The organism is Elusimicrobiota bacterium (assembly GCA_016722575.1).
In the GTDB taxonomy this organism is placed as follows: Bacteria; Elusimicrobiota; Elusimicrobia; order FEN-1173; family FEN-1173; genus JADKIY01.
Genome location: JADKIY010000002.1, coordinates 845,113 through 859,942 on the forward strand (window position 1 = coordinate 845,113; position 14,830 = coordinate 859,942).

Annotated in this window: 24 protein-coding genes; 20 read left to right on the forward strand and 4 right to left on the reverse strand. The window is 51.3% G+C overall.

Going from position 1 to position 14,830, the window contains the following annotated elements; translation table 11 throughout:
• Positions 1-12: 12 nt before the first annotated feature.
• The 13 genes from IPP68_07475 to IPP68_07535 all read left to right on the forward strand — a co-directional run bounded on the left by IPP68_07475 (position 13) and on the right by IPP68_07535 (position 8,085).
• Positions 13-639, forward strand: a complete 627-nt coding sequence (locus IPP68_07475; GenBank protein MBL0350197.1) for a hypothetical protein — start codon at positions 13-15, stop codon at positions 637-639.
• Between the two features lie 648 nt (positions 640-1,287).
• Positions 1,288-1,572: a BrnT family toxin gene (locus IPP68_07480; protein ID MBL0350198.1), complete on the forward strand. Its 285-nt coding sequence runs from the start codon at positions 1,288-1,290 to the stop codon at positions 1,570-1,572.
• The gene (locus tag IPP68_07485; protein MBL0350199.1) at positions 1,565-1,837 is read left to right on the forward strand and encodes an antitoxin; all 273 of its coding nucleotides are present in this window, start codon (positions 1,565-1,567) and stop codon (positions 1,835-1,837) included. Before IPP68_07480 ends, IPP68_07485 begins: the two co-directional genes overlap by 8 nt.
• A gap of 81 nt (positions 1,838-1,918) precedes the next feature.
• Positions 1,919-2,314, forward strand: coding sequence for a signal peptidase I (locus IPP68_07490; GenBank protein ID MBL0350200.1), 396 nt, complete (start codon positions 1,919-1,921; stop codon positions 2,312-2,314).
• 137 nt (positions 2,315-2,451) lie between these two features.
• Complete coding sequence (locus IPP68_07495; protein MBL0350201.1) at positions 2,452-2,967, forward strand: hypothetical protein; 516 nt, start codon at positions 2,452-2,454, stop codon at positions 2,965-2,967.
• Between the two features lie 634 nt (positions 2,968-3,601).
• On the forward strand, positions 3,602-3,895 hold the full coding sequence (locus IPP68_07500; GenBank protein MBL0350202.1) for a hypothetical protein: 294 nt from the start codon (positions 3,602-3,604) through the stop codon (positions 3,893-3,895).
• A 73-nt stretch (positions 3,896-3,968) separates the two neighbouring features.
• Positions 3,969-4,439, forward strand: coding sequence for a hypothetical protein (locus IPP68_07505; protein ID MBL0350203.1), 471 nt, complete (start codon positions 3,969-3,971; stop codon positions 4,437-4,439).
• Positions 4,440-4,467: 28 nt separating this feature from the next.
• On the forward strand, positions 4,468-4,683 hold the full coding sequence (locus IPP68_07510; GenBank protein MBL0350204.1) for a hypothetical protein: 216 nt from the start codon (positions 4,468-4,470) through the stop codon (positions 4,681-4,683).
• Between the two features lie 98 nt (positions 4,684-4,781).
• A complete protein-coding gene (locus IPP68_07515) occupies positions 4,782-5,372 on the forward strand; it encodes a hypothetical protein (GenBank protein MBL0350205.1) in 591 nt (196 codons plus the stop codon).
• The gene (locus IPP68_07520; protein ID MBL0350206.1) at positions 5,356-5,628 is read left to right on the forward strand and encodes a hypothetical protein; all 273 of its coding nucleotides are present in this window, start codon (positions 5,356-5,358) and stop codon (positions 5,626-5,628) included. Before IPP68_07515 ends, IPP68_07520 begins: the two co-directional genes overlap by 17 nt.
• A 123-nt stretch (positions 5,629-5,751) precedes the next feature.
• Complete coding sequence (locus IPP68_07525) at positions 5,752-6,213, forward strand: hypothetical protein (protein MBL0350207.1); 462 nt, start codon at positions 5,752-5,754, stop codon at positions 6,211-6,213.
• A gap of 277 nt (positions 6,214-6,490) precedes the next feature.
• Positions 6,491-7,204 (forward strand): hypothetical protein, encoded by a 714-nt coding sequence (locus tag IPP68_07530; protein ID MBL0350208.1) that lies wholly within the window; start codon positions 6,491-6,493, stop codon positions 7,202-7,204.
• Positions 7,205-7,614: 410 nt separating this feature from the next.
• Positions 7,615-8,085 carry a hypothetical protein gene (locus tag IPP68_07535; GenBank protein ID MBL0350209.1) on the forward strand — a complete coding sequence of 157 codons (471 nt, stop codon included), beginning with the start codon at positions 7,615-7,617 and terminating at the stop codon, positions 8,083-8,085.
• Between the two features lie 24 nt (positions 8,086-8,109).
• On the opposite strand, the gene IPP68_07540 is transcribed toward IPP68_07535, so the two are convergent.
• From IPP68_07540 to IPP68_07555, 4 genes are all read right to left on the reverse strand, one after another.
• Entirely contained in the window at positions 8,110-8,289 is a 180-nt protein-coding gene (locus tag IPP68_07540) for a hypothetical protein (protein MBL0350210.1), read from the reverse strand.
• A gap of 127 nt (positions 8,290-8,416) precedes the next feature.
• Positions 8,417-8,605 (reverse strand): hypothetical protein, encoded by a 189-nt coding sequence (locus IPP68_07545; GenBank protein ID MBL0350211.1) that lies wholly within the window; start codon positions 8,603-8,605, stop codon positions 8,417-8,419.
• Between the two features lie 109 nt (positions 8,606-8,714).
• Positions 8,715-8,876, reverse strand: coding sequence for a hypothetical protein (locus tag IPP68_07550; protein ID MBL0350212.1), 162 nt, complete (start codon positions 8,874-8,876; stop codon positions 8,715-8,717).
• Positions 8,877-8,931: 55 nt separating this feature from the next.
• Positions 8,932-9,153, reverse strand: a complete 222-nt coding sequence (locus IPP68_07555) for a transposase (GenBank protein ID MBL0350213.1) — start codon at positions 9,151-9,153, stop codon at positions 8,932-8,934.
• 525 nt (positions 9,154-9,678) lie between these two features.
• Here IPP68_07555 and IPP68_07560 point away from each other — a divergent pair.
• From IPP68_07560 to IPP68_07590, 7 genes are all read left to right on the forward strand, one after another.
• On the forward strand, positions 9,679-10,164 hold the full coding sequence (locus IPP68_07560) for a hypothetical protein (GenBank protein MBL0350214.1): 486 nt from the start codon (positions 9,679-9,681) through the stop codon (positions 10,162-10,164).
• 49 nt (positions 10,165-10,213) lie between these two features.
• A complete protein-coding gene (locus tag IPP68_07565; GenBank protein ID MBL0350215.1) occupies positions 10,214-10,909 on the forward strand; it encodes a hypothetical protein in 696 nt (231 codons plus the stop codon).
• Between the two features lie 10 nt (positions 10,910-10,919).
• The gene (locus IPP68_07570; GenBank protein MBL0350216.1) at positions 10,920-11,279 is read left to right on the forward strand and encodes a hypothetical protein; all 360 of its coding nucleotides are present in this window, start codon (positions 10,920-10,922) and stop codon (positions 11,277-11,279) included.
• An 86-nt stretch (positions 11,280-11,365) separates the two neighbouring features.
• Complete coding sequence (locus IPP68_07575; protein MBL0350217.1) at positions 11,366-11,917, forward strand: SMI1/KNR4 family protein; 552 nt, start codon at positions 11,366-11,368, stop codon at positions 11,915-11,917.
• Between the two features lie 494 nt (positions 11,918-12,411).
• On the forward strand, positions 12,412-12,690 hold the full coding sequence (locus tag IPP68_07580) for a hypothetical protein (protein MBL0350218.1): 279 nt from the start codon (positions 12,412-12,414) through the stop codon (positions 12,688-12,690).
• 596 nt (positions 12,691-13,286) lie between these two features.
• Positions 13,287-14,144, forward strand: a complete 858-nt coding sequence (locus tag IPP68_07585; protein ID MBL0350219.1) for a hypothetical protein — start codon at positions 13,287-13,289, stop codon at positions 14,142-14,144.
• Between the two features lie 204 nt (positions 14,145-14,348).
• Entirely contained in the window at positions 14,349-14,795 is a 447-nt protein-coding gene (locus tag IPP68_07590; protein MBL0350220.1) for an SRPBCC family protein, read from the forward strand.
• Positions 14,796-14,830 lie beyond the last annotated feature (35 nt).

The window sequence follows — 14,830 nt, forward strand, 5'->3', positions numbered from 1 at the left end:
GGCATACTGACCATGGCCGTGTCTGACTGGTTTCGGAACCACAACTGGAATGCCGAGATTGAAAGGCAGTTCTTCTCCAAGCTCGCCCGTTCGCGCACTCAGCGCGACCAATACCTCGTAATTCAAGCACTCACAATTGCCAAGACTTGTCCGAACGTCACGCTACAACTTGTTGAGCACTACTTTGCAACAAAGAAAGGCAATTTCGAGGACATACGTGCTTTAAGCGCGCGAGCTACTGCATACATTACGCTCGGAGATCTCGCCCACGCGGTGGCGGCGATGAAAGACGTCTTGGCAATTGAGCGTGAAAGGCCACAGCACAAAACCACGATGTACGTGGAATATCCGTACCTGGTCGCCTCCAACGGGTTGGAACCAGAATATCCATCCGCCCTTGCAACACTGAAAGAAAGGGTGGGTGACCTCATGTTTCCGCTCGACACTTTCAAATGGCACGCGTCCTTCAGCATCATTAGCCTCGCCTTAAACAATTTGGCGATGGCAAAGAAACACGCTGGCTTAGCGCTCGATGCTGCACAGATCAAGAAGTCCGGTTTTCGGTTCCATCAATCGCTTGGGCTTGTCGGCAATGATCATCGGTCCACGATATCCAAGCTGCACAGCATCTATGCATAACCCGGCGCTCAACCTCGCTCCCTTCGGTCGCTGGACGCTGCGCGATGAAGCCGCGCAGCGCCGGTTAGCTCTACGTTGGGCAGTTCTAATCACCATTACCTCCTCGCAGTTCACAGACAGAGCCGTCTGTGATACGCTACCCAATACAGGTAATTCTGTCTGTAAATGTGGCACTTGGAGGAAAAATGGAACCAATAATTTCAAATAGCGCCTATGGCATCTTGCGAACATTAGTGGCCAGGGGGCGCAGGGTAGTCACCACAAAGGAAATTCGAGAAGCCGTCGGTTTCGACCCCCACCCAATGCTAGGGCGGGATATCATCGGGCGCTGCTGGGCCAATCCGTGGGACAGCCCTACCATGCCGGAGAAACGCGGCGTACAGATTACCGAGCTAGGGGAGGCGGCTTTCGAGTTGGGCCGCCTAGAGCGTGAGGATAAGATGCCCGTGCCGGTCGGGGTTCCCATCATTCGGACGGGAAAGCTACGTGATGTGTAATGGTGGGACGTCCATTTGAAAGAGGACTGCCTAACAAGTCATTGCAGCCGCGTTGTCCGCCCGCAAACCGGGCGGCCAACGCGGCTGAATTAGTTCGTTAGGCCCAAATTTACTTGTTGACATTAGGCACACATTGGCATACAATTAGATCATGAAGTTCTTCTCCTGGGATCCCGACAAAAATGAATGGCTGAAGGTTCACCGCGGAGTTTCCTTTGAAGAAGTCGTTTTTCATATTGAAAAAGATGGGTTATTGGCTATTGCTGAACACCACAACAAAGCAAAATATCCAACCCAACAGCTTTTTGTCGTCAATATCGATGGATATGCTTTTCTCGTGCCCTTCGTTGAAAATGAGCACGAGATATTTCTTAAAACGATTATCCCAAGCCGGAAAGCGACCCGAGACTATTTAGGAGGCGAACCACATGTCTAAATTGGAAAAAGAGGAACAGGACATCCTTAGGTCTTACGAAGCAGGGGAATGGACGCCCCTCGGGAAGAAGGCCGATCTTGGACGTTACCAAAAGTACGCTCGGGCTACTTTTCAAAAGGATAGGCGGGTCAACATCAGAATTTCCTCCAAGGACCTGGCGGGCGCCCAAAAGAAGGCGATGGAGGAAGGGATTCCTTATCAAACCCTTATCTCCAGCGTTATTCATAAATATGTTGCAGGAGTTTTGGTTTCAAAGCGGGCCTAACCAGTCGCTCCAGCCGAGGCCTCCACGCCGCGTTGCGGCGTCTCGGCCCGGCTGAGCTTAGTCGTTGGGCAGGAGATAATTATGGAAACCCTTAAATTATTTTTGTTACCACTCGCCATTTATCTGGTTGGTGCAGGAATTTTCTGGAAACTTTTTTTAAAGGCAGGGCGTTCTGGTGCTTCGGCTCTTATCCCGATCTATAACCTATTCGTTGGATTGAAATTGTCTGGGTGTCCCGGCTGGTGGGTTATCTTAATGTTCATCCCCTACTTGAATTTTATCTTTATGGCCATATGGACATTTAAACTTGCTAAGAGTTTCGGGAAGGGTGATGACTATGCTCTTCTATGTATTTTTTTTGGTTTTGTTCTAATCCCCGTTATTGCATTTGGTAATTCTGTGTATGCCGGTCCGTCAGGCCGTGCCCAACAAGGCGCTGAACCCGACGCGGGCACGGGTCGCAAGTTGACGCCATGATTTGCTTTTCGGTTCAATACAGTTATCGCTTCGGGGCCACGTTTTCCGTTGTGCCCGCGCGGGTTAGCTGATTTCGTTAGCCAACTATATTTCACATGCGAAATAAAATAATTGAGGAGTGGAGTTATACTGGCCTCGTGCTGGACGAGTTTAATCGGATTGAGACCCAAATCAAAGACATTATCATTCACTTCATTCACCCATCCCCTGAAATGATGGATTTTTCTCGAGTATTTCTGATGGATAATTCAATTATTTCATTTGCATCCAAGGTTAAAATCCTGCTCGCCATTAATGCACAGACAAATTTTGTTAGAATCCGGCCAGATGAGTTTCATGAGTTGCTTCGTATACGTAACGCTTTTGCCCACAATCAAGTCCTTCCAAAATTTAATAAATCGGATCAATTAACTTTTCTCAAAAGCGAAGTCACTAAGAATATTCCGAAAAGGAAAAAACACCGTTTTTACTATTACACCTTAGACACTATTCAAAACAATGGAAAAATAAAGATGTTAGAGCGCAATTCCGCATTTTTACGATTTTCTGAATTATCAGAAACTATTCAAAAGACATTGAAAAATATGAGTAAGATAATATTGGCTAACCAGTCACTTAAGCCGACGCCGCCACGCATCGGCGGCGCGGCTTAGTTTATCGTTAGACGGCGCGGATCGCGTTTCAGTGGGGGACGCCGCGGATGAATTTGAACAGAAGGATAAATCTGGCGGTTGTTGAGCACGTTGGTGGGCAGCGCCGTCTAACGGCGGAGTTGCTTCTCCAACGAAGGGTTAACCCAGCCGGCGCTCCGCGCCGTCTAACCCTTCGTTGGAGCAGACACCCCGGCACATTCGTGCCCGGGCAAGCCCCGGCAGAATCAGCCGGGGTGCTGCTCAACTCCGCCGTTAGGGGCTACCATGAAACATAACCTTCATATTTTTATCGTAATTGTTGGCGTATTTTTGTTGGGATGTCATCAACCAGCCGTAAGTACGAAATTCCATCAACGTTACACCAGGGCAAACCAAAGAAGAGGTCGTTTCCATTATGGGAACTCCTAAAGATCGACAATTCCAAGGAAAAAGCGAGGCATGGCAATACTGTGCTACTGATTACAGTGGGTTTGGAGCAGATCAATATATTGTGGTCTGGTTTTACGAAGGCAAAGTATTTGGAATGACCTCCTATAAGAACCATATGGTGGGAAATTGTGAAAGCTTTTTTAGAACCATCAAGTGGGAAGATGCTCCTGATCGATCAATTGAATTCCGCAACCGTTAATTGCTTATGAAAAAGGTCTCCCTAAGTTATGCATTAAGTTTTTTTTACGTTGGCCTCAACTTTGGGCTTGCTTGGCTTGTTTCTACCCTGATCAAACCACCTTCTGTTCAGCTTTTTCCCCTGATTGGCATCATTGTTTTAGGGGCCGCTGGCCTGGATAAGATTGGTCGTTCCCCGCAAACCTGGGATGGTAATACCCCTCCTGAAAAATTTGACCGCTGCCTTTTTTACTGTCTCTCTCATTTTGGTCTATTCCTCACATTCTTTGGTTGGATTAGCGAGTTTGGAAATCGCCCCTAACCAGTCGCTCCAGCCGACGGCGGCCACGGGCCGCCGCGGCTGAGCTTAATCGTTAGGCCGAGGACTATCCCCCATGAATACCAAACTCACTTTGTATTTGGTTCTGGCAATTCCCATAGTGGCTTTTGCCCGTGCTCGAGAAAATGTAAAAGTTGAATGGGAAGTATATGAAGATGGACTACTTAATTTTTCTGTTCGTCAACCGGCGTCGTGGGACCGTGAAATCCATGGGGGTTCAATGATTATTAGACCGAAGAATTCCTCAAAAGGTGTCCGGATAGACGGTCAGTATTATTGGAAGGATCTCCCCAATAATGGAAAAGAATGCAAAAAGGTTCAATTGCCATCAGTCGAAGCCTACGAATGCCCGGGTCCCGATGGATATTCACAGCACGTTCTCTATATCGACCAACCTTGGGGATTAATTATTGACGACCAAATTAAATCAAAAGTTTCCAAGGAAATTGTCAATAGTTTTCGATTGCAAAAGTTGGATTCAGCCCAACCAGGCGCTACACCGGACGCCAACAGCGGGCGCCGGTGAGCTTCATTCGTTGGGCATAGGAGAACACATGAAGGACGAGTTACAAAATCTCATGGCGGAGTTTTCTGATGGTAGTGGCTTCGGTGACCCGGAAGCGCGGCGAAACGCCGAGCTCCGCTTACAAGTAAAGTTGGCTCAACAACAGAGCAAAACTGCCGACAGATTAAATTTTTTAACCTATCTGCTCGTTCTTGTCGGTCTGCTTAACGTGGCAATCTTAGCGTTTCAGGTATGGGGCCAATAGTTATGCCCAACAAGTCGCTCCAGCGGACGGCGCACACGGCGCGCCGCCGCTGAGCTCAGTCGTTATCCGGAACTTACTTAGAAGGTCACGAATAATTCATGGGAACAAAGCGGATCAAAGCGCAAGATCTTAGCGAGGCCGCCATTGTTGAGCGGTCAAGATCGTTAGGCAACAGCTGGATGTTTGCAGTTGGATTAGAACACGCCAGGATCACTAAGCCACGACCGCAAGACAAGGCGTTCCATCCATTCGATACAGATTCATTTAACGAGGCTGATGTTCATTTTCTGGCCATAGCATTGCGACGGCTTCGCACGGTCGCTTCCACGCTCGAGCATGTACCGCCAGTATGGGATTCTATTCGAAATGCGATTCAAATATTCGATGAGAAACTCCCCTGGATAAAACACGTTAGAGACGTTTTTGAACATCTAGTAGACTATGCGGTCGATTCTAATCTTCGGCGAACTAAAACTTCTCGGCGAGAGTTGCAGGTTTGGGCAAGTTCTGAGACAGGTATGCAGTGGATGGGATACGATATTGATTGGAAAGTAGGGCTCTTGGCAGCTAATGATTTATTTAATGCCATCAAGGCGGCCTACGACTCTTTCTTCAAGCGCAATGTCCCGGATAACGAGGCGTTCCAGCGGACGTTGTCCACGCACAAACCGCGTGGCCAACGCCGCTGAATTCGTTCGTTGGGCACAGATGAAAGGTTTAGCCGAAATCGCACTATTTGTTTTTGAGTGGTTCATTGTTCCCTTCCTACTCTACATGGTAGTTCAGGGAACCGGTTACATTTTGGGAAATTTTGTATTTTTTCGTGGACGCAAATTAGAGTTTTGGAGCTTCCGATTAACTGTTATTGGGGCGATAGCCGTTGGTTTGATCGCTCTAGCGTTTATAGCTTGGATGCTTGACGGCATTGCTAAAGCGGGTGTTTGAGAAAATAGCATGCCCAACCAGTCGCTCAACCGGACGTTACCCTGCCGGCCTTCGGCCCAAACCGGGTAACGCCGGTTAGCTGCTATGTTGGGCGTTTAATACGGGAGGTTTGGCTCAAATATCATGAGTACCCTTAACATCATACTTGGCCTGCTTGGTGTTGTCGGAATTGGTGGAATCATTACTACCATGATGGCCAAGCAAAAAGAACTTGATTTTAAGGTCTTAGAAAATAAAGAAAAGCGATATAAATCATGCCTCCTCTATATGGACGTATACTTTGAACCAAAAAACATTAAGTACCTCTCTAGCAGGCAGCCCGATATCGACACATCAAATGATGTGATCAAATATCTTCAAGCCGAGTACCACGAAATGATTCTTTACGCGTCCAAAGAGGTCATTCTTAATCTCAAAACATTTATTGAGTCGCCCAATCGAGAACAATTTCTTGCAACGGTTTTGGCTATGAGAAAAGATTTGTGGTCTAAGAAGGTGGACTTGTGGTCGATAGAAATCAGTCTTTCCGAAAAAATCGCCCAACAAGGCGGTGCAGTGGACGCGGCCACGAGGCCGCGCCACTGACCTTGGGCGTTGGACGGCGCGGATCGCGTTTCAGTGGGGGACGCCGCGGATGAATTTGAACAGAAGGATAAATCTGGCGGTTGTTGAGCACGTTGGTGGGCAGCGCCGTCTAACGGCAGGAATTGCTTCTCCAACGAAGGGTTAACCCAGCCGGCGCTCCGCGCCGTCTAACCCTTCGTTGGAGCAGACACCCCGGCACATTCGTGCCGGGGCAAGCCCCGGCAGAATCAGCCGGGGTGCTGCTCAACTCCGCCGTTCGCCAAGAGGAAACGATGGTATGACAAAATTGCGACCACTTTTGATGATCATTTTGCTGAATGCTTTTTCCCCAGTTCGTGTCTTTGCCGCCGACCTCAATGGCCTGTATGTCACTTGTCCCACAGAAAGAAACAAGGAATACAGTGTTTTTATTTATGATTCAAATAGCGAAAGGCGCCGCGACTTGATTTCCCATTGTCAATCGAACCTGCCAATTTGGGCGCTCGGAAGCACTGAGCCACTCGCGTGTGACCAAGCTACCGAGGTCGTAGATGGAGGAGTCAAACTTTGGCTCACACCGAACTTTGAAAAAGAATTGGCACTGCTTTCATTGAAACCATTCCCTAAGCAATCCTGGAGTAAACGGGAAGCCACAGATAAAGAGATTCAAATTATCCAACGGCTATCTAAACTCGCTTCGGTTTCCGGTTCAGATGTTAGCGTAGTTCAGGCCGATGGCCGGTTGTTCGCCTCCTTCCCATCAAAACAGATCCAGCGCGATGACGATGACGATGGTGCTGGGAGCGAATTGCTTTACGCGGTTGCCCAGATATCGGGCACCGAACCATTGTTGGTATATGAAACCGTTGGACCACCTGATTTCATCGATGATATCGATGGAGACGGAATTCCCGAAATCGCCCATAGACCTTATTGTGACGGATACTGCGTTTATTTCACGGCCTTTTTTCCTAAAAAGCGCATTCTGGCATCCGCGAATCAACATGATTAGCGAAGTCTCCAAATCGCCGGCGAACAAAATGCTCCAGCCGAGCCGGCTACGCCGGCCGGCTGAGCTCTAACGTTAGGCTGCTTGAATTTTAGGGGGCAGTAATGGAAATGGGGTTCGCCGTTGGATGGGGAACGTTAGCGCTTATCAATGCAGGGCTCGCTCAAGGTAAAGGCCGTAGTGGTCTCGTATGGTTCCTCGCATCGCTAATTTTTGGCCCTGTGGCGACATTTTTAATTGTCATTCTTAGCACTGTGTATCAGGACGAAGAGGATGAATAGGAAATTGTGAAAATCACACTATACCTTACGCGAGTAAATGATCAGCCGCCTAACAAATCATTCCAGCGGACGTTGCCCTCCGGGCAACGCCGCTGAATTTTGTCGTTGGGCACAGATCATGAAGGAGCTTCTATGGTGTGGCAATTTCTTCAAACCAATTGGGAAGGGTTCATCGCTTTGCTCGCGCTTCTTTTGGCGGTTTATGAAGGAAAGGCGAATAGGGACCACAATCGCCTCAGCGTAGCTCCTCACTTGGACACAGAAACAATTGCCGACTCTGAAAACGCATCAATTTCTTTAAAAATTCAAAATAACGGCTTAGGTCCAGCAAAAGTTTCAGGATGGACTATCTGTCTCGATGGAAAAGAATGCCCGGGCAACAATTGTAATCAACAATTTGAGTGGGCTTGCGCTAAATTGCTTGCCCCATATTCAACGAAGAGGGTCTCTATTTTGATTCCAGCCTCTGGTTCTTATATTCCTGCTGGCTCAGAAGTCTGCATTTTGGAATGGGCGTTTGATTCGCCAACCAAACCTTCATATGACGAAATGCATTCATTGATGAATAGGGTCGATTTTATCCTGAAGTATGGATCTTTGTAATGCTCCCCATTAGTCAAGGGGTTCCTAAGAGAGTGCCGGGGCTGGTTGGTTGATGGCAAGGGCCTCAAACTCGGCCGGTGTTCGGTGGCCGAGGGTCAAGTGCCGGTGCCGCTGGTTGTAATCGATTTCGATCCAGTTCTGTAGTTCTTTGACAAAGACAAACGGGCTGTCCCACTCGCGGAGCCAAACGAGCTCTTCTTTCAGGGTCCGATTGACCCGCTCGGTGTCAGCGTTGCCCTTGGGGTTGTTGTAGCTGGTGAACGCCTAGGTAATCCCCAAGGCGTTGCAGGCCTTCTGGAAACCCAGGACGTGGGCTGGCAGCCATTGTCGCTCATGAGCTTGACGTCCTGACCGCGACTCCATTGGGGAACCGCCGATTGACCGCCATGTTTAGCGCCATCAACCAGTGCTGGGTTTTGGCCTGGGGTCCGGCGTAATAACCCACGATCGTCTTGGTATACCAGTCCAACACCAAGACGACGTAGATCCAGCCGTAGGATTGGATCAGGACCTTGGTCATATCGATGCCCCACCATTCGTTGGGGCGGACGGCGACAGGCTTGCTCTCGACGACGTCCTCTTGGCTTTAAGGCGCAGGTTGGGCTTCACCAAGAGGTCATGGCGACGCATCAAACGCAGGACGCGCTTTTGTTGATGTTCATGTGCTCATCGTATTTGAGCCGGGCCCAGATCCGCCGGTATCCCCAGAAGGGGTGATCCGATTTCAGGTTCTTGATCTTTTTAACGATGTCCTGGTTGCGCTGGGTGACGGAACAGGACGGCCGCCTCAAAGCCCGAGCTCCTTGAGCTCGATTTCTGTTTTTAACTCCATCGTGAGCTCCCCGATCAGTGCTTGAGCCGGGCGTTCTCCTCCTGGAGTCGAAACTGTTTCTTGTCGGGGTGTTTGTCAAAGATGCGGTCGGTATTGGCCAAAAAGTGGTCACGCCACTGGTAATACTGGGCCTGGCTGATTTGGTGTTCGCTACACAGGTCCGCGATGGCTTTACCGCGTAGTCCTTGGAGGACGATCATGGCTTTCTTTTTCGGTTCCCATTCTCTTCGTTTCATGGCTGAGTCTCCTCGGTTCGGGTCTCAGCCCCATTTTACTCTCTTAGCAGGACCCCGGCCTTAATGGGGAGCAGCATATCTTTATATGAAGAAGAGCTGGACTCCATCGATACCAAGAAGGATCGAAAGGATGCCGGGCATATCTAGCCCAACAAGTCATTCCAGCGGACGTTGGCCACGAAACGGCCAACGCCGCTGAATTCTTTCGTTGGGCCTATGAGAAAACAAGCACATGTTGATGGCAGTGATTGCATTGCCGGGACCCGTCAAGTGCCCCGTGGGTTTTCGCCATGCTGCAAAGGATTCGATGCTGCCACCAAGAATTGCGAATTCGACATCCGGTTCGAATGGTGGTCAAAGTCAAAAATCTGGGTGGTCCGGGTGCCGGATGGTGGCTCTAGCGGTATTCGCATGAATTTCTGTCCCTATTGCGGCAAAGCACTGGGGCCCAACCCTTCTCTGCCGCCGACGCGGCCACGGGTCGGTCGTGCGGCGGAGCATTGACGTTGGGCACGAGGGGATAAGGTGAACATGTCGACGAGCGGGGTTTTGAGATCCGTTGCGCTCATCGTATTTGTTGCTCTTCTCCCATTATCGGCCCGTGGCGAGACTTCCTCAGAACAATGGTTCATTGGCCCTCGTATCGGCTTAAGCGGATTTACTGGTTTCATTGGGCTGGAAACTCAGAGGAATCATTGGGGATTTGCGCTTGGCTTCCCCTATACCATTGGGCTCAGATACTATTTCCAAATCCCTAAACACTCTTGGTTTACCGGGGCCTTCCAAAGGACTTATTATTCCTATTACGACAGTCCCACAGGACTATCGAAAGAAAATAAATACCATGAGAATGGAATCGGCGGCGGTCACCGGTGGAGGTGGAAATCGGGATGGGATCTCGAACTCGATTTCACGGTTGGATATGGAACGGAACAGGAGCTAATTGGGCTTCGTCGAAAAGGGACCTACCTATCCCTGCGCCCCGGCATTGCTTTTGGATATTCATTCTAACCATTCGTGCCTAAGAGGAAAATCGTTTACGGATTCGGGGGATTCTAGCGTGAAAATGTTCGCCAGAGTGTTTTTAGTCCTGCTTTCCATTGCCGCCGTCTTTCTAATCATTTCGGGTTTGTACTTCTCCATCGCGCTCTCGGGAGTGCGCGCTGCCCCTTTAATCAGGGTTCTTTTCCTTTTTGTTCTGCCCCTAACGATGGCATGGCGGCTCGAGCGCAAGGAGAAATTCGGCGCGGCCATCGCCATGGGAGGCGTCGTGGCGGCCGTCATTCTGCTTAGCCCCCGCGTCCGGCAGATCGAAAACAACTTAGCCTATCGTTATGAAAACAATCGGCCTTCGGCGCCAAAAGGGTTTTTAGTCCCCGACAAAGATTCCCTCCCCGCAGGCTTCGAGTTAAAAAGGGAATCTTATTCTCGCCACGGTTATAACATCGCCTACGAAGGAACTCAATTGGCAATCAACGACGCCCATCCCATGATTTCCGTTGACTCGGGGGGCAGTTATGAAGAGGTTATCAAAGAGGTCGGTTCCGGCGATCGAACCTTCGAAGTCCTCGGGCGAAAAGGCGTTCTTGTTTCCAAAACAACCTCTTGGCCGGGAAAGGGAGATACCGTCGTTTATTACGCTTTCTTGAATGACGATGGGCAAGTTTTAAAGCTCACTGCGCTGAATTTTGACGGGACCGCTTTTCCTCCGGAAAAGATCATCGGCCTTCTCAGCACCTTCAAAGAGAAACGGTAAAAGGAATCCAATGACGCACTTGGGCATTCGAGAATTTGGGTTTTGGCTGCCGGCCCTGAGCTGCGCGCTGGCCTGGTTTGCTTTAACTTTCCTCATCGGGGACGCATCCAACGGCGGTGGCGTGGTGTCCTTAAATTATCAGGGCACTCTTCAAGCCGCCTATTTTATTGGAATGGCGTTGTTGGGATTTCTCACTCTGCTCAGCTTCCGCTTTTCGCCTTTGAAATGGGCTCTCCTCGCTCTTGACCTTGCCTGGCTCGCGTTCGTACTCTTTATGACGGTCAAGTTCCGCGGTTACCGTGAAATTAATATCCCTTTTATTCTCTCGATGACTCTTGGGATCGTTTTCTCACACTTCAATCGATCCTAAGAGGATCTGAAATTCCGGGAGTGCTCATACGGTCCCGGTATTTCACGCATTTCCTTCGTTGGTCTGTGCGTTTTTAGGAGAAACGGGTGTCATACACTTTTGACCATGTTTATAGGCCCTTTCAATCCGGGCAACCGGCCGCGCGGCGCGATATCGAGGCCCTGGAGGCGGCCGCCCATTGCCGGCTGCCGGCCGACTACAAGTCGTTCTTGCTCAAATGCAACGGCGGCAGCCTTCGTCCTTTCGCCTTTAAATTGGATCTCCCGGGCTCGGACTTTAACGAAAGCGTTCACGCCCTGGACTATTTTTACGAGCTAAAGGAGATCCATCAGGACGGTCAACTTGAAACGGCGCCAAACCTACGAAACATCCCGCCCGGCCGCCTGGCGATCGCCACGACGGTCAGCGAATTGACCATCACGTTGAACATGACCGAGGGAGCCCACGGCGAGATTGAGGCTTGGGTTCGCGATACGTTCAATGTTTGGGGCGAGGGCGCTAACAGAACGATCGTTCCTTTGGCCGAGAATTTCACCGCCTTTCTCGGCATACTTCACGACGAGCCGGAAGCTTATTCGTCCTTTTGGGCCCGGTTCGGGCGGGACGGCGAAACAGCCCGGAGAATTTCTTTGCCCTGACCAAGGCGACACGACAACGGGCGGAATCCCCTCGGGCCGACACGGGACTCGTTCGATTCGTTTCGCGGGTCAAAGGGCTTCCCAGCAACGAACCAAGGGCGACTTCACCGATTTTTACCCTTGAGGACAAAATGAAAATGGTTAAACCGATTATTCTGGTTGTTGTTTCGGCGGGTTGGATTGTCCCTCTTTATTTGGGGATCGATTCCATCATTTCCTTTCTCCGTCTAGAGGTTTATCCCCGCCTTCTCGGGCAATCGCCCCTCAATAGTTTTCCGTTCCTCCGGTTTTCAAGACAAATGGTTATTATTGGCTTTGCGTGGTTGGCCGTTGTCGCGCTTTTCTGGTCCACCGTGTTGGCGCGCCATCTTATTCGGTCCTGCCCACCGGGCGCTGCCGCCGCCCCGACCACCGATTGACCGGGAAACTATTTTTTTCGTCAGGGGACACCCGCGGAAACGCCAGCCGCCCGAACTCGAATTACGGAGTCGCCTTTGCCCGAGAACGCTTTCAGAGAAGTAACAAAACCCGAGTTCAAGGAGATTTACTTCCGCCTTGGCGGAGCCCCCGATTCCGGCTGGACGGCCGACCACTGGCAAACGTTCTTCGAGGGAAATGTCACGCCGGGCTGGAAGTTCATGGTTGAGGATCCCGCCGGCCCGGATCACCACCAAATGTGGATCGTGACCGACAACGCAACAAAGGAGTATCGTTTATTTTTTCTAAATGAAAAACACACGGAAGACGTTTTTGACTTTCCCGGCAAGGAATGACATTATGATCGCGCGACCGACGGTGCGTTTAAAAAATCGAACGGGGATCGCCGGCCTCTCCATTCGCATCGCGCACGACAATCCAAGATCGCCCCATTCGGTCAATCGATTTCACCCCTCAACTCCGTGGAGATGAATTTTGTTCAGAAAGCAGTGAAAATGAGTCTGCCGATCCTCCTCCTGTTTCCGTTTCAGGCACGGAATCTGTATCGGAACGGGTTACCAAAGGACTATTGGCCGCTGAACGGAGAACGCCAATTTTCCATTCGGGTAGACTCCTATTCCCGGATCACCCTCCACGACCACGCCGCCGGCCGCCCGGTGGAGCTTCCGACAAGCGCCACCAAGCTGTCCTGGCCGATCCGGGGGTCCATCCGATTCAGCCAAGACGGACGTTATCTATTAATCCCCTACGAAAAAACGGAATTTTCCATTGAGGCAAAATCCTACTTTTTGCGGGTTTGGGATATACGCAAAGGAGCGTTTATTCGAAAGGTTCGCATCAAGAAAAGCCTTTTGGCAGAGACCGCTCCTCTCCGCCCCCCGACCGACGCACCTTAGAACGCCCGGCCTTAAACGTTGGTACCCCGCCGAAAATGCGTTTGAAAATTAATTCCTTTCCAAATTTCCTCTTAAAAACCCTGACCTTTCCGCTCCTTTTCCTGGCGGTCCCTGGCCGGACGGCGGAGGAACCCCGGACGCTTTTGACGGAACGGTCGCTTCATCCCGGCGATATTTTGACGGGGGAAGTCCTCCACGCCGGGGAGTGGGTCTACGGCCAGCCCCCCTTCTTCGCTCCGGGGTGGTTCCGGTGGGGGGTGACCGAGCGATGCACCCTCCAATTTGACGCGATGGCCTGGTTGGGCGGCCTCCCCGACGCCAACGTTCGGTTCGGGCTGGGGTCCTTGGCGGAGGGGCGGGTTGCTATTTCCTGGGAAACCATGGTTTTGTATTTCGACGCCACCCACGACAACCTGAAAGACCTCGCGGACGAGGACAAGCACTTGTTTGTGCGGCGCGCGGGCGGGGGCGGATATTCCCGGTTGAATGTGGACGTGCCGTTGCCGTCGCGGTGGATCGGCCATGTTTCCCTGGGCGCCTCCTATTCCCATAAACTGGCCATTCGAAACGAAGACCGGTCCGTGTTCCATGGGAGAGTTTTCCGCTCCTTGTGGGACCCCGCCGTCACCCTGGGGCTGGAAAAACGGGCCTCGCCGAAATGGGCCTTTCACGCCGGGATCGGATACGGGGAAACCTTCACGTTCCAGGAAAACCGTCCCCGAAAATTTCAAGCCACCTACGGTTTCCGGTTCGCCCCCTGGGTGAACCATCGAAAGGCCTTCTGGCGGAACGCCCGTTTGGAAATCAACGCGATCATGGTCCGGTACAACGACGCGCGGGAAACACGCAGTATTCCGATTCCCCTCATTCCCTTTGCCTATTGGCAATGGTGACGGAAATCCCAGCCCCCAATTCGACAGGCCAATGCCGGGGCCGGAATTTTATCGGTATACTGTCCCTGTCGTGGGCCCGCCGGGCGGGACATTTGAATAGGTCGCGGTTTTAAAGGACGGGTTGCGAACGCCCGGAGACGGGCTCTGGGGCCATCCCCCGCGCAACAATAACCTGCGCCGAGGGAGCCCAAAGGAAAAATGACCATGCCGACCGGAACCGTTCGACTTCATCGGGTGTTGCGCACCAAACCGGAAAAAATCTACCGGGCGTTCTCGGACGCCGACGCCCTGGCCAAATGGCTCCCCCCTTACGGGTTTACTTGCAAAACCCACCATCTGGACCCCAAAGTGGGAGGCACGTTTAAGATGTCCTTTACGAACTTTTCGACGGGGAACAGCCATTCCTTTGGCGGCGAATTCCTGGAGCTCGTTCCGAACACGCTGATTCGCTACACCGACCGCTTCGACGACCCTCATTTGCCAGGCGAATTGCGGGTCACGGTGTCCCTCAAAGCGGTTTCCTGCGGCACGGACGTGACGATCGTTCAAGAGGGCATTCCGGAGGCCCTCCCCGTGGAGATGTGCTATTTGGGCTGGCAGGAGTCCCTCGCTCAATTGGCGAACTTGGTGGAACCGGAAATCCCAGGCTGAATGGAAGGGACGGCTTGAAAAAACCGTGGCTCGCT

Bases quoted from the DNA above. Each gene is read 5' to 3' on its own strand.
- IPP68_07505 (MBL0350203.1), top strand. From the start codon at position 3,969: ATGAATACCAAACTCACTTTGTATTTGGTTCTGGCAATTCCCATAGTG.
- IPP68_07500 (MBL0350202.1), top strand. From the start codon at position 3,602: ATGAAAAAGGTCTCCCTAAGTTATGCATTAAGTTTTTTTTACGTTGGC.
- IPP68_07485 (MBL0350199.1), top strand. From the start codon at position 1,565: ATGTCTAAATTGGAAAAAGAGGAACAGGACATCCTTAGGTCTTACGAA.
- IPP68_07530 (MBL0350208.1), top strand. From the start codon at position 6,491: ATGACAAAATTGCGACCACTTTTGATGATCATTTTGCTGAATGCTTTT.
- IPP68_07570 (MBL0350216.1), top strand. From the start codon at position 10,920: ATGACGCACTTGGGCATTCGAGAATTTGGGTTTTGGCTGCCGGCCCTG.
- IPP68_07510 (MBL0350204.1), top strand. From the start codon at position 4,468: ATGAAGGACGAGTTACAAAATCTCATGGCGGAGTTTTCTGATGGTAGT.
- IPP68_07585 (MBL0350219.1), top strand. From the start codon at position 13,287: ATGCGTTTGAAAATTAATTCCTTTCCAAATTTCCTCTTAAAAACCCTG.
- IPP68_07555 (MBL0350213.1), bottom strand. From the start codon at position 9,153: ATGAAACGAAGAGAATGGGAACCGAAAAAGAAAGCCATGATCGTCCTC.
- IPP68_07475 (MBL0350197.1), top strand. From the start codon at position 13: ATGGCCGTGTCTGACTGGTTTCGGAACCACAACTGGAATGCCGAGATT.
- IPP68_07535 (MBL0350209.1), top strand. From the start codon at position 7,615: ATGGTGTGGCAATTTCTTCAAACCAATTGGGAAGGGTTCATCGCTTTG.
- IPP68_07590 (MBL0350220.1), top strand. From the start codon at position 14,349: ATGCCGACCGGAACCGTTCGACTTCATCGGGTGTTGCGCACCAAACCG.
- IPP68_07525 (MBL0350207.1), top strand. From the start codon at position 5,752: ATGAGTACCCTTAACATCATACTTGGCCTGCTTGGTGTTGTCGGAATT.
- IPP68_07480 (MBL0350198.1), top strand. From the start codon at position 1,288: ATGAAGTTCTTCTCCTGGGATCCCGACAAAAATGAATGGCTGAAGGTT.
- IPP68_07490 (MBL0350200.1), top strand. From the start codon at position 1,919: ATGGAAACCCTTAAATTATTTTTGTTACCACTCGCCATTTATCTGGTT.
- IPP68_07545 (MBL0350211.1), bottom strand. From the start codon at position 8,605: ATGACCAAGGTCCTGATCCAATCCTACGGCTGGATCTACGTCGTCTTG.
- IPP68_07515 (MBL0350205.1), top strand. From the start codon at position 4,782: ATGGGAACAAAGCGGATCAAAGCGCAAGATCTTAGCGAGGCCGCCATT.